We start from the raw sequence: 23,583 nt of genomic DNA on the forward strand, positions 1-23,583 counted from the left end.
CCGATGTGCAATCTCTATTCGATCACGACAAACCAAGCCGCGATCAGCGCGTTGTTCCGCGTCGTGAACCGATATGTAGGTAATCTAGCGCCGATGCCCGGCGTGTTTCCCGATTACAAGGCACCGATCGTGCGCAACGGGGTCGAGGGCCGCGAACTCGCTACGGCGCGATGGGGAATGCCGTCGTCGTCAAAGGCGCTGATGGACGCCACGAAGAAGCGAGCCGAGAAGCTGCAGGCCAAGGGCAAGGCAGTGGATTTCAAGGAATTGCTCAGAATGGAGCCGGACGGCGGGACGACCAACATCCGCAATGTAAAGAGCAAGCACTGGACGCGATGGCTGGGAACCGAAAATCGCTGTGTGGTGCCGTTCAATTCATTCAGCGAGTTTAACAAGGCCGAGGGTGGCGATATCTGGTTCGCGCTCGACGAGACCCGCCCCCTCGCCTGCTTCGCCGGCATCTGGACCAACTGGACGTCTGTTCGGAAGGTCAAGGAAGGCGAGACGACCAACGACCTTTATGCGTTCCTCACGACAGAGCCGAATGCCGAGGTCGGCGCCGTCCACCCCAAGGCAATGCCCGTGATCCTGACAACGCCGGAAGAAGTCGAGACCTGGATGACGGCTCCTCCGGACGAGGTCCTGAAGCTACAGCGGCCGCTTCCGGACGGGAGCCTCCGGATCGTGGCCCGCGGCGTCAAGGAAGACCAGGCCGGGCAGGCAACGTGACCGACGATGACTAGGCAGAGCCTAGCCCCGCCAACGCAGGATGCGGGGTCGATTCACATGCCGGACCCGCAACATACGATAGCCATGCGGCGCGTCAGTAGATGATAAGAATCTAGTGCAGATCTACTCGGAAAAAGCGGGATCGACCGACGCCGTGGGTGAAGCGCGTCTCGTCGAAAATCGCGGGCCTTACGTACCAAACTTGATTGACCGGTAAGGCGGCGCTGATCACGGCTGCCGCCGTGGCCTGCATCTTGTTGCCTGTGAGGCCGATTTCGAAATTCAGCCCCCCGCGAACGTACCAATCCTGGTGGCGACGACCGAGGGCTTGCACCAGTGCCGACAGATCGGCGGCATCGACCGGTGTCGGCTGGCCGTTGGGAATGTCTTCCATTGCTACTCGAGCTGCGATCCTGCCAACATTGGCCCGCGACGTCCTGGCGCTGTCGGTAAGCACTTCGATGATGTCGTACTCTCGCTCGCCCACCAAATGCAGCAGTCGCTCGTGCTTCGACGAGGCGAATGCGGACAACGCGCGCAGACGAGTCTGATCCGATTCGGCCGTTAGGAGAGGGATCGATCTATAAGGCCCAACTTCGCCCGTCAGGATTCCTCGCAAGGCGGTCAGCAAAGAGTGAGGATCGTCGGACCTGTACGCGTCCAGGACCGAGCGCAACTCGGTTTCCAGAGGATAGTACTGCTTGGCGGCCGTGTAAGCGATCAGGATGCTTTCGCACGCTGACAGTCCAGACCGGACGAAGCCGAACAACGCGGATTTGGCTAGGCCGGTTACGTCGATCATCGCGCGCCCGCCGAGTTCGGGGGCATCCCCGGACGCGACGGCGGCATAGTCCACCTCATCGACGCGCAGACCCGTCTTGGCAACGAGGGCTCGCATGGCGTCGGAGCGGCCGATATTTTCATACCTCACGGCCAAAACCCGTTTGGGCTTCAAATGTTTCAACAGGCGGTTAAGCGATGCCGGCGTCCTTTCCTCAAATCCCAGCCCCACGACTAGGGTGTCAACCTGCTCTTCGCCGAGATCCCTCGCCTTCTGTTCAGTCACGGATGGAAGGGGCGGCATGGACATGGTCAACGCCGGGCTTTCGGACTCCTGCTTGCCGGCGCCCAACCCGTCGAGCCAGTCCATCTGCCGCGCGGCTGCGTAGGGCTTGGCCTCCAACATTCGATCGGACGGATCTTCGTCCGCTTCCTCGTCCGACCCGGCTTCGCCATCTACGAGCGGAACGGCTTTCGACAGATTCCTCAGCAGCAATTCTCGGCCGAGTTCTGGTTCATCCAACCATTTTTCGAGGTCGGCGCCAGACAGCTCGAATCGATCCCGGTCCGCCAGACCGATGAAATTGGCTAAGCCGAAGATTTTCATGAACGTTAGTTTGAACTGTTGGATCGGATCGGAGTCGTGGGTTTTCGTCCTGGCCGTCCCCCCCGTGAAGACGAAAACACCGGCGTCGACAAGTTCGCGGAGCCGGTTCATTTGTGCACGGACGTCGCCCGACGTCACTCGGACATAGATCGAGGTGTACTGACGGATTCTCCCGGTCGGTCTTTCTTTACCCGACTCCATGAGCAGCTGATGCGAAGCCTCTGCGAATTGAGTGGCCACCGCTTTGAGATCACTTCCTCGCCGATCAAGACTGTAGAGATGACGCGCACAAAACTCCTGGAACACCTCGTTCTGCCGCTCCGGAGATACCGGCAACAGTTTTGGGTGATTAGCAAGTATCTCCTGATAGATCTGGATCACAGTGCCGATATTTCCTACGCAGACTCCGGCAAGCGCTCTTAGACCGTGATAAAGCCGCTTGCGTTCTCTCGAACGAGTCTGCGTTTCCGCGATGCTGCGGGCGATCGATTCCAGATCAATGTCGCCAAGCACCTGGTCCGGCGTGGAGCTGCGATGTCCTGCATATAGTCTGGCCCGCGCCTTCAGAACGTCCAATACGAAGGCTCTTCCGCTTCGATCCTTCAGCCTGGCTTGGACCTGGGCACCGAGGTCGAAGGTCTCGAAGTCTCGGCCTGCCGCTGCGGCGTGCACTTTTCCGGGCGACTTTAGAGACAGAAATATGGTCTGCGCTTCCGACGTCAGCTTGAACGCGCAATGAGGATTGTGGAAAATGAGCGATGATAGCAAGTCCTCGATGCGCTGCGCGTCAAGATAGCGCGTCGAGACATCGTCGAGCAAAAATAGGACTTGGGAGTCGGCCCAGATGGGCGATGCCCGTCGGATCGCGTCCGCCACGAGAGGAAACGCTGCGTTTGCGTTCGTGGCAAGTCGATATTCGCTGTCGCTGCGACTCACGCGCGCCAAAAGGTTGCCGAGAAATCGCTCCAATTGCTCTGTGTTTGCTGGATCACCGATTTCGGGAATCGGCTTCAGCGAATTAGCTACGGCCTGCACCATGCCCGCGCAAGCGTCGAAAGCCAATGCTTTGCCGTCGAGATCAGCGAGATGGGCCATCGCACGCGACGCGGCGACTGCGTAGGCGACGAGGAGACGGGCGAAGAGTTGATCGGTCGAGGGGCGCTCGGCAGTAGGGTCGACCGGAATCAACCGCTGCGCCGAAACGAAGAGACCGACGTAACCGTCCTCTCTAATCCGGCGCAGCGCGTCCACGTCACTTTCGTGGGGCTGAACCGCTGCCCGGGCGTGGAACTGCAGAGAGTGCAGAAGCATCGTCTTGCCGCACCCGCGCATTCCCGTCATAACGAGCGGACCCGGGGCGCTGACGCGGGCGAGCCATGCGCCTTCTGGATCGACGAGGAGCTGCGGGACGTACCATGCGTCCAGAGTTTGCGCGTTGTACGATTCAGCGAACGTCTTCAGGACTCTCTGGTTTCGCCACGGCCTCCACGGCTCCGCCGTTCGATGATATTCCTCCTGAATGCCTCTGATCATATCGTCCGCGGACGGTGTCCGCTGGTTCTCGGTGATGCTCGCCAGACCTTGGGCGATACCGTGCAATTTCAGTCCGATCCGATTCTCCAGATCTCCGGCGGAGTCGATCGGGACGAGAAGACGGCTTGCCATCGCATGGATGTGTCTTCCGATCCAGTGAAGATCTCCTAGGTATCCGCTGCCGGATCTTCGATCCGGTGCGATCGAACCAAGGTCGATTGCCATCGCGCGAATGCTCGGCTCGATCGCATCGGCGCGGCGGTGACTTGGCGGGAGGCGCTCGACGATGATGTTCGATGCATGCAGATCGTTGTGGTTGACCAGGCGCCGCTCGAACTCCTCTTTCATGCGGAAAAGATCCGATGAAATCTGAGCGGCCTCGGCCGCGGAGAGAGGAACGGCTCCCGAGAGATAGCGGGCAAGCGGATCCCCGTCCACGAAATCCAACACACCCACGTGGCAACGCAGAGTCACGTCGCCGAAAGCGACGTCGGCGTCGAACATGTCGTCGACGCCGACGATGTGAGCCGCGCCTTCGGCCGCCTCGGCATGCCGACGCATCTCGGCACCGAAATCCTTCTTGAAGAAACTGTACATGTCTGCCGGGCTGACCTTGAGCACCTTGGGAGTGCGACTCAGACCCGAGCGGCGACGCGCAACGAAGGTCGCTCCGTAAAAGCCGCGGCTGAGCGATCGCACCACCTCGAACTCGCCGATGGATGCGGGGACGTCTCTTAGCGGAAAGCCGTATTGGCGACCGCAGGTAGGGCAATGGTCGTCGAGGCGCCGGACGGTCTGATCCGGAGCCGGGCAGACGAAACAGCAGAATTTACCAAGTTCTGACATGCAGCGGCTCCGGCATCAGGACGATCGAACGCGGGGCGCCGGTCCCGCATTGTGCGAGGCGTCGACGGACGAGATCGAAGTGCGGAAAGCGCGTCAACATCCGCCTTCGCGACGTCCCTCTCGCGGCGCGCGCGGACGAGCGCGCTTGATCGCATCGAGGAGACGCTTTCCGACCTTATCAGGATTCTTGACTTCGCACTCCCATACGACGGCGACCTTCCATCCCGCCTTTTTCAGAGCCGCCGATGCCGCGCGGTCTCGCACCACATTCCCGGCGAGCTTCGAACGCCAAAACTCGATCCTCGTTTGAGGCATTGACGCTCTGCTGCATCCGGGATGCCGGTGCCAGAAGCAGCCGTGCACGAAGACCGCGGTGCGCGATTTGGGAAAGACCAGGTCCGGCGTGCCCGGCAAATCCCGACGGTGAAGCCGGAACCTCAGCCCGAGCGCGTGGGCGATCCGCCTGACCGTCATTTCGGGTGCAGTGTCCCTGCCGCGGACCCGCGACATGACTCTGCTCCGCTGTTCGGTCGTCATTCGATCCATCAGCTTCCCGGCGTGCTGACGAAATCGAGGCCGACGCGCGAGAGATGCTGTCCTACCAACTGCAGAAGATGGATCGCATTAACGCCGCGCAGTTGTTCCACGATTTCGAAGGTATCATATTCGAAGACCGCGCCTGCGGCGGATCCCGCCGAAGTCGCCGGGTCGGCCACCGTAGCGGCCAGCGCTTCCGCCGCGCTGCTCAATGCGGCGCCCCCGTCCTCCGAAGGCTTGTCCGGCGGGCCGTCTCCGTTCTGCGGCGATTCCCGAAGAAGCAGGCGGGCTCCATCGAACACGATCTTTCCGGCCTGGGTGCGGACCCGTCCCTCGTCGCGGGCGAAGATCACTTCGTAGGACGGCTGATGCCCGACGCCGCTATCCACCTTGAACGCCCTTGGTTCGTCTCCGATCTCCAGAAACAGATGCTCGGCCTGCGAGGCCGCGCTGAGCGCCTTGTCCATGCTCGAAGCGGGATGGAGGCGTATCACGACGATGGGCAGCATCGGGCTGATCGCCGACGCCCAGAGCTGCATCGGCTTTCCTTGGCCGGCAACGAGATCGCAAGCCGGCGACGCGACGGCGAAGTACTCGTCCTTGGCGCGGTGATGAAACACCGTGCCGGTGGTCAGATGAGCGCGCCGAAACTTTTCCGTGCTGAGGAAATGATTGAGCCGAAACATGATCGTCGCGTTCTTGGCTCCCTCCGTACGCGCCAGTTCCGTCGCCGCACTGACGAGCTTTGTCTCCTTTGGCCATTTGTCGAGCGTCCATCCCGACGACTTCAGATCTCCGATCAGGGTCCGTTCGACCTGGGCAAGAAGATCCTCGTGGGTCGATAGCCGTCTCCTCACGCTGTCGACGACCTTGTCCACGAGGCTCATCACGGGCACGCGGGCATCTACGGTTTTCGACAGATCGACTGGCCCGAGTTCCCGCAGCAGATTATAGGTGAGCGCGGCCTGCATGTCGGGCTTCCGCAGCACGGTGTCACTGCCGGCGAAGCCTTCCAGTTCGAGCGCGTTTTGGATTTCGGATATGAGCACCTGGACCACGTTGGGTCGCCAATCCAGCAACGCCTCGTTCAGCGCCGCCATGATGGCTGCGGTCTCCGAGACGGCTTCCGTGCCGTCCGTCTTCTGCATGATGACGACGAACGCGTTTCCAACCTGGATCCAGCGCTTGCCGTTGGCGAAGTTGCCGACGGCGTGTCCGCTCGGCTCGGCCGCATACTCGCCGGCCCTGTCCGCGAGTTCCTTGGCCACCAGATATTCGACGATCTTGCTGCAATGGTTGGCCGGAACACCTAGACCGGTTAGTTCGTCGATCGCGATCTTGAGCGTGGGCTTTTCGATCGCTCCCAGGACGCCCCCTCGGGCGAACTGCATGACGGCCTCTTTCGTGGGAGAAGGAAGCATTCCAGCTTCCTTGAGCTGCTCCCAGTGCTGCTTGGGCTCGCCGTCGAGACTGGCGGTGATCTTCGACCACCCGCCGGAAAGCGAGGCGATGACGTCCAGCCACACCGCGTCCTGATCCGGTGCCGCCGTGTAGACCACGATTGTATTGAAGTGATGCGAGGTGGCAAGCTGGCGCAGCAGTTGGATCGCTTTGGTGTTATCGTTCGAATTAACGGTCAGGTGATAGTCCAGGACTATCAGGTCGCTCTTGCGGAGATGATCGGCGTCGACTTCCTCGATCGTGTTCTCGATGTCGCAGAGCATGTCCAGAGCGCGGAAGCCACCGTAGAGAGCGGCCGCACGGTCCTTCTGATCGTGCGTCGCCGTTCCGCTGCAGAGATCGGAATAAGTCGGAAACGCGTCGTCGATCATCAACACCGTTCTGAGCGGCTTTTTGATGAAGGAGCTCTTCACCGCATCGGAGTATTGAGGGTCTATCAACTCCGGACCCCCTTGAACTCGATGATGAAGTTGGCTCCCGGCAACACCCTCGGATCGCCCTCGCCCGCGTACCGGATCTTGTGACCCGCGACGGCGAGGTTTACTCGACTGAGATAGAGACCGACCCCCCGACCCATACGGCGGCGCGAGAAAAAGATGGTGAATAGGCGCGAGACGTCCTCCGGGTCCACGCCCGGGCCCGTATCCGCCACGATCGTCTTGTTGTCCTTGAAGTCGATCACGATGCGCCGCTCTTCGGATTGGGAGGCCCAATAGACCGCATTGTTCACAAGGTTCACGAATACCGGAAAGATGCGCGAAGGAATGTCGGTGATCGCCGTCTCGCGGAAGGCTTTGGTCGCCGTAAACTCGATTCGCTGGGCTCGGAATATGCCGGAGAAGAAGTCCGAAATATAATCCGCGATCTGCTCCCCCGTGATGGTCTCGCGGGATCGGTAGCCGGCGATCTTGAGCGGAGACAGGAACCGCAGGCGATCCGCCAGAGCCTGGTGTGCATGGAGAGCTTTCTTGAACGCGGCCGTTCCTCGCACCTGTTCCGGCAACTTCGACAGGTTGCGACGGACTTCCGCTTCCAATGTCTCGAATTCGTGGCCAATGATTTCGACGGTGATGCCAACCTGCGCTACGGCCTGGATGTCCTGCAGCCTGGCTTCGAGTTCTGCCCGGTCGTCTTCGGTCGCCGCGTATGCACCTTCGAGGTCGATGCCCTCGATCAGCTGAGTGATACTGTTCAGGAAAGCGAGATACTTCGCGGAGAAGGCGTCGGAGAGCTCCGCTCGATTCGCGTCTATCAGATTCAGGAACCCGATGAGGTTTGCGGCGGTGGCTTTCGCTTCAAGCACGTGGCCGACGCGTTTCTCCAGCTCGTCCTCATCCGCCGATCGTTTCTCCTGCCAATCCGCCCTCAGCTTGGAGAGGCCCTCGTCGATGAGTCTCGTGAAGCCTTCGAGCTGGGTCGCGAGCTGCTTTTTCTGCTCATCGAAACGCTTCCGGAGAAGCGTTTTGGGATCTTCCGCCTGTACCGTGGCGTCGACCTGCGCGCTTAGCTTGGTCAGTTCCTGAAGTCTGTCCAGAAACGACTGGTATCCGTCTCGATAGGCGCGCCACTCCTCTTCGAGGTCGCCCATCCGCGATGGTGGCGTCGGCGGCCGGAGAGTTTCACTCATGACGCGCATCTCCTGGGTGCGCGCCGCCAGAACTACGGCCTGAACGCGGTCCTTGGATGCAAGCGTATCCTTAGCCAAGGCAAGAAGACTATCGGCGCGTTGCAGCGCCTCGTCGAGCGGCTCCGCCTGCTCCTTTAGGAATTGACGCATCCCTTTGCGGCGCCGTGCGCGGGCCTTGTCAGCCGCCTCCTTCTGAAGCGCCTTGCGCTCCATGATCCCGGGCATCAGCTCTTCGCGGAGAGGCGCGTCGGTACCGAAGTATCTTCTGGCCGTGTCCCTCAGTAGCTGTTCGATGAGAAGCCTCATCTCTCTGAAGGCGCGATTGTCGACCAGGCCTTCGCGCCCGGCCTTGTCTCTCAGATAGGGATTATCCTGCCGCGAGAAGGCGACATGCCCAAAGGTGCGCCGATGCGCCCAAAACTCGCGACCAGCGTGTTTGGAGCGACGCTCTTCCATGCCAAGGAAATCCGCATCCGGCCTTCCGTAAGGCATGATCCGAAGCTGATCCCGGTACATGGCGACGCCAGCGAACTTTTCGGCCTGCTTCAGGAGCAACGCATGCTGGTTGGCATCGTGAGTGGATCGACGTTCGTCCTGCTCGAACGTCCCGATGACAAAGTCGAACGGGCCCAATCGATCTCGGCCGCGTTGGGACGGGATCCGCGCGGGAGCGATGGTCTTAACACCGAGATCCTGTCCAAAGGCGACGATGCGACCGGTGAACGTGCCGCGGTCGTCGAAACTGCCGTCTATGTAGTGCTCCAGTTCGTGGAGCTCTTGTATATCGAATACTTCCGTCGAGCTGATCTCGCGCTTGTCGGCGTCGCCGACATGCGAGTAGACCTCATAGTTGAAGTCAATTCGCTTCCGCGAATACGGGTCGGTGAACGCGGTCAGGGTGAAATAAAGCTTCTGCTTTATGAGCTCCACCTCGTCGCCGACTTCCGAAGGCGTCGCCCAGACGGCGAGTTCGTGATTCAGGTCGATCATGAACATGGCCGTGCCGTGGTCGGCAAGGCCGTGGGTTACGTCCCACTCATCGAGATGTCGCCGGGTGAGTGGAGCTGAGCCGTTCCAAAGCCCTTGCACCACGGAGGCCGTGGAAGGCACGACTGTTCCGGCTTCGAACTCGGCGAAGTGTTTCCAGCTTTCGGCGAGGCGCTTCGCGCGCTTGTCGGAGCCGCGCCCCAGATTGGCAAGCAGGGTCGCCGTCATCGAGGGAAACGCCGAAAGGGCAGCATCGAGCGTTTCGAACTCGCCGACGGGAAGTTGAATGTCGTCCAGCGCCAGAAAAGGATTTTCGAACAGGCGCCAATCCACGATGACGACCACGAAAGGGAAGCCAGTTCGCTTCGACACCAGGACGGTCGCCGGCGCGAGGAACGCCGCTGAAAGTCGACCGATTCCCTTTTCGCCTTGGCGGACGCGTACCGGGAGTCCGAGAGTGTCGATCGGGCCGGCATCGAAGGCTTCGATCTTGCTTTCCGTTCCGATGACCAGCCAACGGTTGATTACGTCATCGCGGTTCATACCGACGCCATCGTCGAAGATGGCACCTACCTTGCAGTCGCCGTCGAAGATGTGGAGACCGACGTTTCTGGCATAGGCATCGAACGCGTTTTTCCAAAGCTCGCTTACGGCGGTGGGCGCGTCGGCTATCTGACCGCGACCGAGATGATCGATCGTACGCGCCCGCGTCTGGAATGCGACGCCTTGGCTCATGCGGCCGCCGCCGTTTCTTCGGCTGCCCGGATCGACAGGACAGCTTTCCTGAGCGGCGCCAGCAGCGCCCTCGCCAAGTCCACGGGCACCGCGTTTCCGACCTGCACGCCGCCCGCCATAAGCCCTCCTTCGAAGATGAACCAGTCCGGAAAAGACTGGATTCGCGCGGCTTGGCGCAGAGTGATGCCGTGGTGTTTCGTAGGATGCACGAACCGACCCTTCGAGGGATTGATGCACGCCGTCGTCATCGTCGGCGCGGGCGCCTTCGGATCGATGCGGCCATAAACGTCGCGATGGCCATCGTGGTCCTCGTGGCACGGCAAAACGCGCCCCGAGTCCTTCCTCGATCCCCCGTTCGCGGGTGTCCGAGCGAACGTGGCAACCAATTCCTTGCCGTGCATCATGTGAATGTCGTTGGGATCGCTCCGCAACGCAGGCCGATCGAACACAAGCGATGCGGGGCGCCAATGTGGAAGAGCACTTTCGGCGCCGGGATCGGCATGAGTCGGCTTCGGGGGCCACGCGGGCGCTTCCTTGATCCGCCTACGATCGTAGCCCAGGATGAAGACGCGGCGGCGGTTTTGAGGCACGCCGTAGTCTCGGGCATTGATCACGACCGGATCGAGCACACCGTAACGCGCGGATTTCGCCAAGCTGTAGAACGCGTCCACGAAGGACTTGTGCTTCGGCCAAAGCATGCCAGGCACGTTTTCGACCAAAAAGAACGCAGGTCGAAGGATTCGGACGTATTCGAAATAACGCAGCAGCAACGCGTTGCGCGGATCGTTCACGCCTGCATCGCTAAGGCGATGTGCCGAGAAGCCTTGGCAAGGGGGCCCGCCCAGAAGTATGTCGCACTTCTTGGCGTCGAGACCGCTCTTCTTCATCAGCTCGGACGGGCTTAATTCGGTGATGTCGCGATCGAATAAGTGCGTCGACGTCAAACCCGTGTCGATCAGATTCCTGCGGTACGTTTTGCAGGCATGCTCGTTCATCTCAACGGCAGCGGCGACTTCTATGTCAGCCATGTGCGCGCCCAGCGAGAATCCGCCGGCACCTGCGAAAAGATCGCAGGAAACGACCGGTGCGGTGGAACGGCTTCGCTTGGGATTAGCACGCCCGGTTCCCCTCGTCTTGCCCCCCTTACGCCCCATTACTTACTCTTCCTTCGGTCCAGCAACTCCTTGCTTGGGACGTGAATGCCCGCGTCAGCAAGCGCTTTCAGGACGATGACCCGCATCGTTTCGCCGCTTTCCGCGGCCTTGAGCCTCAGACTTCTTTTGGTCGCCGCCGGGACGGTGATCTGAAGGTTCTCTTCATTCGACTGGCCCTGCGGTTTCATCGGAAATCCTTATATCATGAAACCATGGTAACAGGGTTTGTCTTCTGAGCAACAGCCTTCGCTCGGATTGGCATTCAATAGCAATTTTTCGCCGTCTGACGCGATTTCGCCAGTCCCGGCCGGTCACCCATCAACCTCAACGCGCGCTGGCGAAGCAAGGCCTTCGCCCCGGGGGTGGAGGGATACCGTGGGGCAAGACCGACAACGACATCTAGTCGGCCGCATGACCACGGCAGAACCGATGCATCGATCGTCGATGCGTTGTGGGCGGTCAGGACGACGCAATCCCGGAATGCCTTGGGGTCCGACCCCAGATCGGACACCACACGCTGCGTGCACCACGGGAGTGATAATGACACTTTCCCGAATTCCTGCAGCCGTCGGAGCGGCCGTCGAGAAACGCCGGATTGGCGATGAGGTCGCGGCAAACGCCTAGATGGACGTTCGGCGGCAGGTCGTCCACTACGCCCGACGCCTTCCCTGACAGGATGAATTGTGTCCCGGGATGGCGCGCGGCAAGCTCAAATGTCTCGCGATGGCGGTCGCATAAGACCGAGCGCGTGCTTGGATAAATCAGTCGCTTATCTATGTTGTAGAAACCCGACGAAACGTCGACGATGTCGACCGGCAAGGAGCTTACCACGTCTTGATAGGTCGTCGCACCGACGTGATCGAAGTCGGCGTCGCCAGTCCTTAGTGAAATTCTCACCGAGGTTTCCAGGCCGGTTTCGCGGCAAGTTTGCGCCCAAGACCTGACGAATTCGAGACACTCGGCTGCCCCATCATAGAGGCGCCGATCCGTCAGCAAACTGAAAAGGTAGCCATGAGCGGCATGAAGCTGGACGTGCCTGTAACCTGCTTCGGCCGCCATCTCTGTTCCTGTGTGAAGACCCGCGAAGAGCTGTCGTAACCGGGTTGGTCCGACCGAATTTGCGAGAGCACGGCTTTTGGCGATCGTCTCCGCCCAGTACTTCGGGCGGAAACTTGTTGCGCCCTCGTAGTTTTCCCACGCTGTCGCCAATTGGATGCCCGGCATCGTACCTTGCGCAGCAATCGATGCAGCTAATGTTTTCCAACGTCGGCCTGAAGACATCATCGCGGTCATCGAATTGACCGGGTGTCCGCCAGGCAACACTACGTTGCCGACGATCGCACACGACAATCGGGCGGAACTGCGCTCTTCATAGAAGGCGACCATTCGCTCATCCGGCGCGCCATCCTCGACATAGCCCGTATTCAGACCGACGAAGAAGGTCCGTCTAGGTCTTTCTGAGATAGGCGTAGCGACCATCGTTCGTCTGCATCTTTTCAATCACGGCCTTCCCAAGGTCCGCTCGGAGCAAATGCGCGAGTCGGAGCAGATAGATCTGAACGTCCGCGAGCTCCCGCCTGAGCTCCGGCTCCGCCGCCGCGAGATTTGTACCAACATAACCAGGACGCGTGGTAGTCAGTTCAACCTTCTTAATGAGGTTGGCGAATTCTCCGACTTCGCCCAACAACCCGACCAAATCCTTTGAAATTTGACCGCATCGCTCCTCGTCGTCGGCGAAGTCGACGGGAAAGCCATGCGCGCGGTCGGCGTCGATCTGTCGACGGATCAAGCTGGCAAGGGAATCAGCAGCAGGTGCGGAGTTTTCATCGATCTTGGCCGAATCCGACGCAAGTAACCGCGGATCACCGGCCAATTCTTCGCGCGTCCTTTGCAGTTCAGTTTTAACGGGCCACATCTTGGTCTCGTATCCGTGTTGTCCTCTGTAGGGATGCGAGGCGGAAGTTTCGAGAACGGTGAAGTCCACCTTCGCGATGGGCTCAAGCAAGGGCAAGACGATGTACTTGCTGCTGACATTTTGCGTCACGATGCCAATACGTCCGTGAAAGCCGGGATCGGCATACGTCGCGACTGCGCTTAAGCCTATGCTAAACAACGATCCCTTGCTGACGATGCGCGCGAATACCTTATCGTTCAGCGCAAGGCGTTCGTGCGTGATCAGTACCACCCGATGACCGGGCTTGATAAGGACCTCTCCTCCGGCAGGCACCGGATAACGCTTCTCGTCCTCGGTCAAGTCGTAATAGACGTTGCCCATTCGAAGCTCGTAGCAGGCTCCCTTGCAGCCCTCCGGGTCCCCATCGAGCACGAGCTCCTTGCGAGCGATGGCATCGGCGATCTCGTGGTCCACCAGAACTTTCATGCCGTCCATTCCTCTTCACGTGTTTTCCAGGCTCTGCAGCAGTGTTACAGGAACAGAATGGCCACGTCCCCGGCGTCCTGCTGCAGCATCTATCTACAGGGTATCGTAAACACGGTTAAGGGACCGGAGCCGTTCGGCTTCGCGACGGGCTTTCTGTATGCTGGCCCGAACGGCACACGATGGCTGGTGACGAACTGGCATGTCGTGACGGGGCGGAGGCCAGATGACCCGGGCTCCCTAGTCGGCGGAAAGCCGCACAGTCCCAGTTGGCTGCGTTTCACCATCCACGATCCGGCCGGCTCTAAGCCGCAAGATATGGAGGTCCCACTCTACGATGCAGACGGGCCCACGTGGATCGAAGGTGATCGCGAGCATGGAGTCGATCTGGCGCTGGTGCGACTGACCGCCCCCCCTCGTTTCCGCCTACCGTTCACCCAAAGCTTTGCCCCCAATTCCTGTTTCGCGTTGGAGCCGGCCATGGATGTCGTCATCGTCGGACATCCGTTCAAACTCGGAGACCATACGAACTCTGCGGTCTGGAAGAGCGCGATGGTTTCGAGCGGCCAAGATACTTCCGCCGAGCGTAGGCCGTGGATTCTGGTCGATACCCCCGGCACACCCGGCATGTCCGGCTCGCCCGTCTATAAGCGAACTTTGCGTACCTCGGACAGGAAGGCATTTCGCAGCACCTACGCCGTCGGCCAGGCTGGGGAGCGAATGAAGCTCGAGCTTGCAGGCGTCTACGCAGGCTCGGTCGGGAATAAAGATCTCGAGAAGCTACAGCTCGGCCGCGTCTTTCCTATCGACCTGGTCGAGGGCATCCTTCGCGACGGGAAAAGAGGCGTCAATCCGTTTCCGCCATGACTCCGCGGGGGGCGCTTGGATGTCGGCACGACCTGTTGTGTGCAGCGGGCTTTGCTTGCGGATTGCGGCGGCCAAGGCCTGGCACCGACGTTCGCAAGCCGGTAGCGAAATCGGCGACGCTCACTGTTGCGTAGTAATTTGTTCAACGATTCATGGACCTTTCCGCGCATAAAAAGGGGTTAAACAGCCGAACTCTTTCGCGCAGCTTGGGGCAAATTGCCTTGATCGAGGTGTGCCATGTAGAATTGGCGGCACCCCTTGCCGAGCGCCCCAAATTGCCCCTTTCTGGGCGCCGGTTTTAAGGCCCTCCTGCCTTCGGAACGCTGCCATGAACGAGGACACTTTGTTGCAGCTTGCGCTTGCCAAGCAATACGCGCACCACGCGCGTTTTGCGGGCACCCCACGCCAAGCGATTGCTGACGGCTATTCTGCAGTAGATGCCATGCTCTCGGCGCTCCTATTACACAGCGGCCAGGAACCTCCCCGCAATCACAAAGTGAAATTCGACACCGCCCAGAAGGCGTTCCCCAATGCCTTCGCCGCCGAGACCGTTCAGGACGGCAATTCGTGGAGCTTTTCGCCCGGCGCCGATTGGAAGAGCCTCGAAGGTTACTATCGGGAATGGTTATCTTCCCGGTACGAGAAATTCGAGATGGACCCGGGCGTTGCCACGGCTCGCGTCCGTGAAGCGCTTGCTGCCGTGGATTCCGGAATCCGGTTTTTGGCAAAGGCTGAGAAGATGGAAGCCGAAGCGCTCGACGAGGCGGCCTCCGTGCGCGCGTTCGGATACAAGTATTCCGAGACCTCCAATGCCGTTAGCGACGTTCATGATTTCCTTTTCAACCAAGCTGAAATCTACGGCGATGAACACGGCTCAAAGCTCGGCACCAAGCTTGCTGCGACAACTAACTCATGCGATCTCGACCTGACGGCTGGCGACGCACTGACTCAGCAGATCATCCTTGAAGATTTGGACATCGCCGAAGATGCCGCACGCGTCTATCACCTGTTCGTGCAACTGGTCGACAAAATCCAAGAAAAGCGGCTAGAGCGCATTTGCGAGGGGCGCCCGATCGAGAACTGCACCCCGGAACAGATCATCGATACGACCGACTTCATGGTCGGCCTAAAGGCCCGCTACCACGGCGGATTAATTCCACTCGCTGGCGTGCCGTGGAGCCAGGCCTTAAAAGGCGTCTTGTCCTGCGTTTCGCACGTGATGAACAAGCCCATGAACGAGCTTGCAGCGGAGGCCAAAGAGAAAAGCGCGCCAACGGATCAGAATGCCGTGGCTAAGGGAGCGCCTTCTTGAGGTCCTCAGCGTCCCTGAACACGGCTGCAAGCGGCCTGCCCGCCAACTCCTTGTGCGCTTGCTCGCAACACTGAAAGACGAAACCGTCCCGTAGTAAGAAATAGTCGCAATAGGCAAGAGCGACGACTGCGTGCATGAGATCAATTCCGTCAGAATTTTGCGGATTGCGAGACGCCGTAGCGGTACGTGCTCGCGTCAGGGCATTCTCGACTGCCATCGCCGGGCACGCCGCGTAGAATGCTGCTTGGTTGTCTAAACAAAACTTTGAGAACTCCAACAATTCTGCCTTCGAGCACGCTGAGCCATCCGGCAACTTCGTCGGCAGCAGGCCTTCAATCCATCTCTCAAAGATTTCGTCCTGGCGCTCGGCGACCTTCTTCGGCCCCAACGTTTGAAGCTGGCGCAGGGCTGTAGGCGCAAGCTCCTTGGATGGGGCGTACCTCTTAAAATCGATTGTATCTATCCACTGTCTCGGCGTGACCCCGATCCGCGTCTTGGAGCCAACCATGAATGACTCGACTTCGGAGAGGTGACGCCGAAAGGCGTCAATTGGCTCGGGCGCGACCTGAAGCTTTTCCTTCCAAAGAAAAGCCCGCACCTCGCGCCGCTCTATCTGCACGCGTTCCAAGATCCAAAGCGGCTTGGCCTTCATCAGAAAGGTTAGCCGCTGGTCCTGCTGCGCTCTGTCGGAAGCCGATCCGATTTCGAACAAGTTCCAAAGGGACAGCGCCAACTGCGCTTTTCCGTTGGTAAGGACCTCGTCAACCGGCGTCCATGACGCAGGATGCGTGACGATACTATGATCGAGATAAAGCGTGGACATTTTTGGCTTGTCGCTAAATTGGTTTCGCTGAAACCGCCAGAAGGATGATACACGTAACGGTTGGATCCTCATAATGCCGACTGCAAGTCGATTATGCCATGAACGCGAACCCTTATGAGCTTTGGCTCGGCCAGGATAACAACCTCTGCTTTCCGGTGATCGATCCGAAACGGATTGACGCCATTTTCAAGGAAGCGCTCGTTCGTGTGGCTGCTAGGCTTGGCTTGGGCCCTAAGCCTACTCTTATGCTTGACCTCGAACACCTCCAAGTCGCGGACTACGGTACCTTGGGCGGCGTTTCGGCAGAGCAGCGTCAGACCATTGCCGCATTGCATGCGGCAGGACCCATACGTCCCGAAGAATTGATTTTTCTGGGTTTGCGGTCATTGTTTCAGGCAAACTGGCCGCCGCCCGAAAGCGATGATGACATCCGATTTGCGGCCGCATTCGATTTCGTACTCAACAAGATACTGGCCGATACTGCACTCGATCTTGCCGGAAACTTCAAAGCACCCGCGGCTCTTCTGCCGTATTGGGGACGGTTAAGTTTCTTGCGTGTGATGGTAGAGCTGCCTACTGAAAACATAGCTCGCTATGGTCTTGATAAGGTCGCTTGTGCGCTTGTGAAGCGCGCCAAGTTCAACGCGACCACTTTCGCATTCGAAAACGGTCCTATCGTTGGCATCAACTACGCCCTTGAGCCTATTTTGAAGCATCTAAACCGTTATCTGCTTCATTATTTCGGCACGAAGGATATGGCTGGTCCTGTGCGGCTTGTCCGGGCGTGGGAAGGGATCATTCCAACCATCCTATTTTTTTGGTCGGACGTTGCCGCAACGCAGATTACACGATCATCCATCATCCTCTACGAGGATCACTTAAGTATGATGGCCCACCGGCTCACCGCCGAGCAACTTGATTTCATTTTGATGCACGAACTGGGACATGTTGCACTCGACCACCCGAACCGCTTGAAAGCCGAACGCGCGAGCGGAAGCAATTCCGGTACCATCCAGCACGAATTTGAGTTCTCCGCCGACTCATTTGCGCTTGGGCTGATGAGATCGAAGCTCGTGAAGTATACGCGAGGCGCGATAGATACGCCGGACAAGCCTGGCAATGAGCGCGTTTCGCGCATCACCGAAGCACTACATGACTATCAAAGCGGTCTTGGCGGCGTCTACCTGCTGTTCACTTATATGGACTTCATCCAGCGAGCGGGCGAGCTCTTGAAAACACGATTAGCGGGGCGCCTCCGGGTTCGAGAAAAAATGGACAGTCATCCTCGGGCGAGCGCTCGCTTAGAACGCCTAGAGCTTACCAATCTTGGTGAGCATTTATATACGAGTCCGCTTGAACGATATTCGCGCGGCTTTTTTGAAAGTGTCCTCGATTATGCCTCCGCCCTTGACGACGAGGCTTTGCTTGAAAGCGTCAACGGTTCTCTGACGTAAGGATCTAGTCGGGCGCAAGCGATCCGATTTGAACAGATGGCCGTACCGATCCATGGTCACCTGCAAGCTGGAATGACCGGCAAGCGTCTGAACCGCCTTCGGCGGAAGGCCCGCTTCGATCCAACATGAGATCGCGAAGCCGGAGGGCAATCGACCACGTCGCAATACGAGACCATGCGCGCGCTATATTAGACGACGCTTGCAAGGCGTTTCGTCGCCCAACAAAATGTTATTCCCGATCGCTGCCGCGGGTACGGCATTCTTCTGGACCGAGTCCGAACTCGGTTGCACCGCCGAAGATGGGGAAGCCTTCATTTGCGGCAAGGAAAACATCGCGCATTCAACGCATGGAGCGCGGCCAACGAGATGCGAACACTTCGTGGGCTTGGAGGCGGATTGCATGTCGTCGTGGCTGTCACTGCCCCTCGAATTGACAAAGGAGCTGTCGGATCTACGCGCGAGAACCTGCGTAGTCGGATTACGGAATCAGTGTGTCGGAGTCCGCCAACGTCCGCTGCCGCTTATTCAACGGATATTCGACGACTTCTCTATCACAGGTCTAAGTTATTGAAATTTCTGGCGCTCCCTAGGGGAATCGAACCCCTGTTTCAGCCTTGAGAGGGTCGAGTCGATCCCCTTCATGAACAATCGTGAGGATAGTTCCGCGATGGCGGCGTTACTGCATCAGTTTCGCACTAGAAACGACCAACCGAAATGTAACGAACGCGATTGGATTTGTGCGAAAGTCAGCTTGATCAATGAATCCAATTGCTATCCGGCGCTTGTAGCAGTCTGGTCGCGGGTTGGGGCGTGCATATCAATGTAGAGCCCTTTGACCGTTAGGCAGAGCGCCTTCGCCACCGAAGATCGCGCGCCCAAATTCCGTAATCGGCTGCCCTGGGTCGGTACTCGCAACCTGGCCGAATCTTCGCCAACGCCCTCCAACGTTTCATTCAGGCCGACAAAGTCTTTTCAGACGGCGGGGTTCAGCAGATGGGTGGAGTTCGCCTTAGCGACTTACCCGAGCGTTGCAAGCGTTTGTCTGCGGCGACTAGCTCCAGTGCATATTCAGCCGAAGTAGTCAGAAATGTCGAAGTCAAAATTCACCGAAGCCGATGTCAGGCGTGCGGTCAAAGGCGTGTTCGACGGCGGTGGAAGAGTCCTGAGCGTAGAAATCTGGCCTGACGGACGGATATCGGTTACAGTCAAACAGGACAAACACCGCTCGATAGACCCGGAAGACGATCCGGAGGTGTCGCGGAGGCTTCTGTGAGACGTAGACGATCGACACTCCCCCTACCTCGCTATACGTTACACAAGCAGCTCAAGACCGGCTGGGGCTATTTTTTTAACGTCCCAAGCTGGGCGCGCAAGCAAGGTTGCCCATTGCAGAACGAACCGCTGGGTGCCGACTACGACAGAGCGGTACAGCGGGCGGAGAGGATCTTGCTGCCGGCGTTCGATAGCTGGCGCACCGGTGGTGAGGACGCTACTTCCGTTGCCGGCGTGGTCGTCGGCACACTGGACTGGATGTTTCACGAATATCGCCGCACGTGGTCGCAGAAAACCGCCAAGCGACTACAAGCCTTGAGCCCGGGTCAATGCCGCGTGCACGAGACGGGTATCAAGATGATCTGCGAATATCTGCTAAAGGACGGCAGGCGCCTCGGGACCCGCCGAGTCTCGAGCATCGACACGGCTTTCGTCGATGACCTCTTTGGGAAACTTCTTTTCAAGGAGGTCAAAGGCAAAAAGGTAGAGCGCCGCACCACTGTCAATCACGCAATGAAGACCGCGCGCACTGCGTGGAATACGGTGTCGCGCGCCAACCCGAGCGTTTTCCCGCCGAAGAATCCGTTCGAGAAGATGGGCCTACAATCAAACTCGCGCGAAACACCTCATGCAACGTTTGCGGAGTTGGCGGCGTTTCGCGCCAAGGCGATCGAAATGGGCTATCCCTCGCTCGCAACTGGGGCTCTGATCGGGTGGGAACTGCTTCAGCGCGAGGCGCACATGTTCGTCCGTTTCGTGGCTGACCATTACCGGCCGCCGAGCCGGCCAAACCACGTCTATGTCATCAATTACAAGACGAGCACCGGGTCTTGGGAGCCATTGTTCAATGCCAAGGGCAAGGCGCTCTATCCGGTGTTGATGGCTGAACTCGACGCAATCAAAGCACTGCGGCCAACGGGTGGGCTGATGCTGCGCCGAGACGGCAGCAGCTTGCCCTGGTTTGGCAAGGGAGAGATGCTCACCCAGGTTCAGCGTATTTCGAAGAAGGTCATCATGGCAGCAGGACTGCGGTCAGAGCTGACCTTTACCTCATTCGGCCGCCACGGCGGTACGACGGAGGCGAGCACCTCCGGACTGACCGAGACGCAGTTGATGCAGAAGGGCCAGTGGTCGTCGACAGCGGCAATGGCGCACTACCTGCACGACGATGATGAAGCCAAGCAGGACGCGCAGATGAAGCGCATCAAGCGGCGCGCAAAACTGGCGAAGCAAGCGGCCGTAAAGTGAACATTTGTCAGAATGGAAATCGGTAGCTTGTCAGAATGAGAAGTCCTTGACGAGCTAAGTCATTGAAAACTTTGGAGCGGGTGAAGGGAATCGAACCCTCGTATTCAGCTTGGAAGGCTGCTGCTCTACCATTGAGCTACACCCGCGCTACGGGGCTCCCTAACACGGCCGGGCGGCGGTCTCAACTACCAGGACGCCGCTTTCGGGTGTGTTCTCAGCCCTGCGAATTCCGCCGGTTCCTTCCGGACCCGCAGCCCCTTAACAGCGGCGGCAATGCCGCCTATATTGAAATCTTCCGCAACCAACGAAAGGAGGTGATCCAGTGTCTTTTACCAAGCGCTGTCACCTCGCTGGGATCGCCCGCTAAGCTCTGAATAAGGCTTGGCATCGGGGCGCTCTCAGCCCTGGACCAGCGAGCACGAAATCGGGCGCGACGGGGCTTCCCCGCCGCGCCTTTTTCGTCGCCGGCCTTTCTGTCGGTCGCGGGGCTCAGGCCGGCGGCTCGCCCGCAAGCACTTCGCGAATTCTCTGCGACAGCTCCGACTTCCGGTAGGGCTTTCCGAGCAACGTCACGCCGGGATCCAGATGCCCTTCGTGGACGATGGCATCGTCGGTGTAGCCGGAGGTGTAGAGCACCTTCACGCCGGGCCGGCGGAGCCGGACGGCGTCGGCCAATTCCCGCCCGTTCATGCCGCCGGGCATGATGATGTCCGTGAACAGGAGATCGAATTTGGCGCCCTGGTCGACCAGCGCCAGCGCCGATGCGCCGTCGCCGGCCACGAGCGTGCGATAGCCGAGGCTGCCGAGCTGGGCGATGACATAACCCTGCACCAGCGGATCGTCCTCGACTACGAGGATCGTCTCCTGCCCACGTGCCGTGACGGGCGCCTGAACCGGTGTCGCCCTGGCCGGCGCCTCGCCCTTCGACCGCGGCAGGAACAGCCGCATCACCGTGCCGGTCCCCTCCTCGCTCTCGACTGCGACGGTGCCGCCGGTCTGGCGGGCAAAGCCGTAGACCATGCTGAGCCCGAGCCCCGTGCCGCGACCGACGCCCTTGGTGGTGAAGAACGGCTCGAACACCCGGTCGCGAATGTCGGCCGGGATGCCGTGGCCGGTGTCGCCGACCGCGACCATCACGAAGGCGCCGCGCACGGCGTCGCCGTCGGCGACGCTGCCGGCGCCCTCGAACTCCCGGTTCGCGGTTTCGAGGGTGAGCCTGCCGCCCCCCGGCATCGCGTCACGTGCATTGACCGCGAGGTTGACGATCGCGGAGGAGAGCTGCGAGGGATCCGCCATCGCAGACCAGGCGTCGTCGGCGAGCCGGATGTCGATCTCGATATGCTCGCCGAGGATGGGCTTGAGCAGCTTCGCGGTCTCGACCACGAGCGCGTTGACGTCGATCTCGCGCGGCGCCAGCGGCTGGCGGCGCGCGAAGGTCAGGAGCTGCGAGGTGATCTCGGCGCCGCGCGCGGCCGCATCGTCGATCAGCTGCGCGATCGCGGAGAGCTCGGGCTTGTCCGCAAGCCCGTCCCGGATGATCTCGATGGTGCCGGTGATGACCGTGAGCACATTGTTGAAATCGTGCGCGACGCCGCCGGTGAGCTGGCCGATCGCATCCATCTTCTGGGATTGACGTAAGCGCTCCTCGGTTTCGTGCTGCGCGGTGAGGTCGGTCGCGGAGCCGCGGTAGCCCGTGAAGCGTCCGTCGGCATCGAAGACCGGCTTGCCGTTGACGCTGAAATGATGAATCCGGCCCTTGGTGTCGTGCCCGCGATATTCGAACTTTCGAAACGGCTCGTGACGGTCCAGCGCCGCCAGGTGCGCGCGCCATTTCTCGGGCTCGGTCTCGCGGTCGAGCGCGGTATCGATGCGGCGCGTGCCGACCCGAACCTTGGGATCCATGCCGAAGGCGACCACCCGGTCCGACAGGTAGGTGAACCGATGATCCGGGCCGGTCTCCCAGAACCAGTCCGATGCGGTCTCGGCATAGTCGCGGAAACGTTCCTCGCTCGCCCGGGCGTCCTCCTCGGCGCGCCGGCGGATTTTCAGATCGCGCTCGAGATTTGCATTGGCCTCTCGCAGCTCGCCATAGGCGCGCTCGAGGTTCGCGCACATCGCGTTGAAGGCGTCGATCACCTTGTCGAGCTCATCGGCTTCATAGGGCGGCCGGCGCTCCAGGCGCAAAGGCGGCGGCGGCCGCGCCAGGCTGTATTTGCTGACGAACTCGGCGATGGCGGCCAGATGCCGCGTCACCAGCAGATGGAACATGTAGATGATGAACAGCGAGACCAGGAATGTCTTTGCCGCCTGGCTGGCCAGGATGACCAGCGCCCGGTTGAGCAGATGCTGATAGATGTCGGTCAGCGTCGCCTCGACGTGGAGCAGGCCGATCTCGCGCGCGGTCCCCTGCACTGTCGTGTTCAAGGGATAGTCGCGCGTCACCACGGAGCGGGTGCTGGGCTCGCCCACCGCAAGGCGGATCGGATCGGGACGATCGGCGATCTCGCGCACTTCGGCGGCCCGGATGTCAGGCAGCCGCAGGATGCCGTCGAGTTGGAGCTTGAGCTGGTTCTGGTCGAGATTCCACAGGCTCTCGCCGAGGCTGCCGGTCGTGCTGCGGCCGATCTCGTCGAGCCGCGTCTCGATGAGGGCGACCTCGCGATCGTAATCGAGATAGAGCTGAAGCGCAGTCAGCGTCAGCGTCACGACCGAAGAGAACAGTAGCACGGCGGCGAGGAGCCGTGGTCCGACGCCGCTGCGCGACCAGTTGAAGAGCCGTGACAGGAGCGACGGGAACACCGGAGCTGCGAGCGTGGTCCCGACGCCGGTCAGACCCGGCTTCGCAGCCGCCGGCGCGACGGCGCGGCTGTGCTTGGGGTCCTCGTCGCCTGCGTTGGCCATGCACCACATCCTCGGAAATGGCGGCTCCCTGCTCCGGCCAGCCGGCTGCAGTCTCGAGCAATCCAAAAGTAGCAATCCAGGAGTTGAGACGCCCGCCTCGTCACCCCGCGCGCAATCATCCTGTCGGCCCGTGGGCGGCTTGAGGTCGACAAGTCATGTCTTGCGCCCAGCAGCAGGATACCCGCGCAAACTACCACTGCGCGTGCTAGAATGACATCGGTGAAAGTGCGGAGTCGCTCGCGGGGCAAGCGGTAACGGTTGCCGGCCCCCAGGTGCCCACTTCCGGTAGATCGCGCGGACGTCCGAATCCAGTGGTAGCAACCAAAGGAGGCG

General features: G+C 60.0%; 15 protein-coding genes and 1 tRNA gene. 5 read left to right on the forward strand and 11 right to left on the reverse strand.

All coding sequences use genetic code 11. The annotated features are described in order from the left end of the window. Positions 1-3 precede the first annotated feature (3 nt). Positions 4-729, forward strand: coding sequence for an SOS response-associated peptidase (locus XH83_RS22470; RefSeq protein WP_194402918.1), 726 nt, complete (start codon positions 4-6; stop codon positions 727-729). A 112-nt stretch (positions 730-841) separates the two neighbouring features. Here XH83_RS22470 and XH83_RS22475 read toward each other — a convergent pair whose 3' ends face one another. From XH83_RS22475 to XH83_RS22510, 8 genes are all read right to left on the reverse strand, one after another. Further along, positions 842-4,495, reverse strand: a complete 3,654-nt coding sequence (locus tag XH83_RS22475) for a hypothetical protein (RefSeq protein WP_194402919.1) — start codon at positions 4,493-4,495, stop codon at positions 842-844. 93 nt (positions 4,496-4,588) lie between these two features. After that, on the reverse strand, positions 4,589-5,041 hold the full coding sequence (locus tag XH83_RS22480) for a very short patch repair endonuclease (protein ID WP_194402920.1): 453 nt from the start codon (positions 5,039-5,041) through the stop codon (positions 4,589-4,591). Then, positions 5,041-6,864 (reverse strand): response regulator receiver domain, encoded by a 1,824-nt coding sequence (locus tag XH83_RS22485; RefSeq protein ID WP_194402921.1) that lies wholly within the window; start codon positions 6,862-6,864, stop codon positions 5,041-5,043. Before XH83_RS22485 ends, XH83_RS22480 begins: the two co-directional genes overlap by 1 nt. Before the next feature lie 65 nt (positions 6,865-6,929). Beyond that, positions 6,930-9,842, reverse strand: coding sequence for an ATP-binding protein (locus XH83_RS22490; RefSeq protein WP_194402922.1), 2,913 nt, complete (start codon positions 9,840-9,842; stop codon positions 6,930-6,932). Continuing rightward, positions 9,839-10,870: a DNA cytosine methyltransferase gene (locus XH83_RS22495; protein WP_246776301.1), complete on the reverse strand. Its 1,032-nt coding sequence runs from the start codon at positions 10,868-10,870 to the stop codon at positions 9,839-9,841. The genes XH83_RS22490 and XH83_RS22495 overlap by 4 nt, the downstream gene beginning before the upstream one ends. Positions 10,871-10,995: 125 nt before the next feature. After that, positions 10,996-11,184 (reverse strand): hypothetical protein, encoded by a 189-nt coding sequence (locus tag XH83_RS22500; protein ID WP_194402924.1) that lies wholly within the window; start codon positions 11,182-11,184, stop codon positions 10,996-10,998. Positions 11,185-11,455: 271 nt separating this feature from the next. Then, positions 11,456-12,382: a hypothetical protein gene (locus tag XH83_RS22505; RefSeq protein WP_194402925.1), complete on the reverse strand. Its 927-nt coding sequence runs from the start codon at positions 12,380-12,382 to the stop codon at positions 11,456-11,458. Between the two features lie 61 nt (positions 12,383-12,443). Continuing rightward, a complete protein-coding gene (locus tag XH83_RS22510; RefSeq protein WP_194402926.1) occupies positions 12,444-13,376 on the reverse strand; it encodes a MazG nucleotide pyrophosphohydrolase domain-containing protein in 933 nt (310 codons plus the stop codon). Between the two features lie 57 nt (positions 13,377-13,433). Between XH83_RS22510 and XH83_RS22515 the strand changes: the two genes are divergently transcribed. Beyond that, a complete protein-coding gene (locus XH83_RS22515) occupies positions 13,434-14,240 on the forward strand; it encodes a serine protease (protein ID WP_194402927.1) in 807 nt (268 codons plus the stop codon). Between the two features lie 328 nt (positions 14,241-14,568). Next, a complete protein-coding gene (locus XH83_RS22520; RefSeq protein WP_194402928.1) occupies positions 14,569-15,552 on the forward strand; it encodes a hypothetical protein in 984 nt (327 codons plus the stop codon). Here XH83_RS22520 and XH83_RS22525 read toward each other — a convergent pair. Continuing rightward, positions 15,533-16,375: a hypothetical protein gene (locus XH83_RS22525; protein ID WP_194402929.1), complete on the reverse strand. Its 843-nt coding sequence runs from the start codon at positions 16,373-16,375 to the stop codon at positions 15,533-15,535. The genes XH83_RS22520 and XH83_RS22525 overlap by 20 nt on opposite strands. A 98-nt stretch (positions 16,376-16,473) precedes the next feature. Here XH83_RS22525 and XH83_RS22530 point away from each other — a divergent pair, with 98 nt between their 5' ends. Then, positions 16,474-17,829 (forward strand): hypothetical protein, encoded by a 1,356-nt coding sequence (locus XH83_RS22530; RefSeq protein WP_194402930.1) that lies wholly within the window; start codon positions 16,474-16,476, stop codon positions 17,827-17,829. Positions 17,830-19,275: 1,446 nt separating this feature from the next. Next, positions 19,276-20,349, forward strand: coding sequence for a hypothetical protein (locus tag XH83_RS22535; RefSeq protein WP_246776302.1), 1,074 nt, complete (start codon positions 19,276-19,278; stop codon positions 20,347-20,349). Between the two features lie 72 nt (positions 20,350-20,421). On the opposite strand, the gene XH83_RS22540 is transcribed toward XH83_RS22535, so the two are convergent. Then, positions 20,422-20,495: transfer RNA gene (locus XH83_RS22540), tRNA-Gly, on the reverse strand. A gap of 343 nt (positions 20,496-20,838) precedes the next feature. Then, positions 20,839-23,250 (reverse strand): ATP-binding protein, encoded by a 2,412-nt coding sequence (locus XH83_RS22545; protein WP_194402932.1) that lies wholly within the window; start codon positions 23,248-23,250, stop codon positions 20,839-20,841. Between the last annotated feature and the right edge of the window lie 333 nt (positions 23,251-23,583).

The sequence above is a fragment of the Bradyrhizobium sp. CCBAU 53351 genome (genome assembly GCF_015291745.1).
Taxonomy (GTDB): Bacteria; Pseudomonadota; Alphaproteobacteria; order Rhizobiales; family Xanthobacteraceae; genus Bradyrhizobium.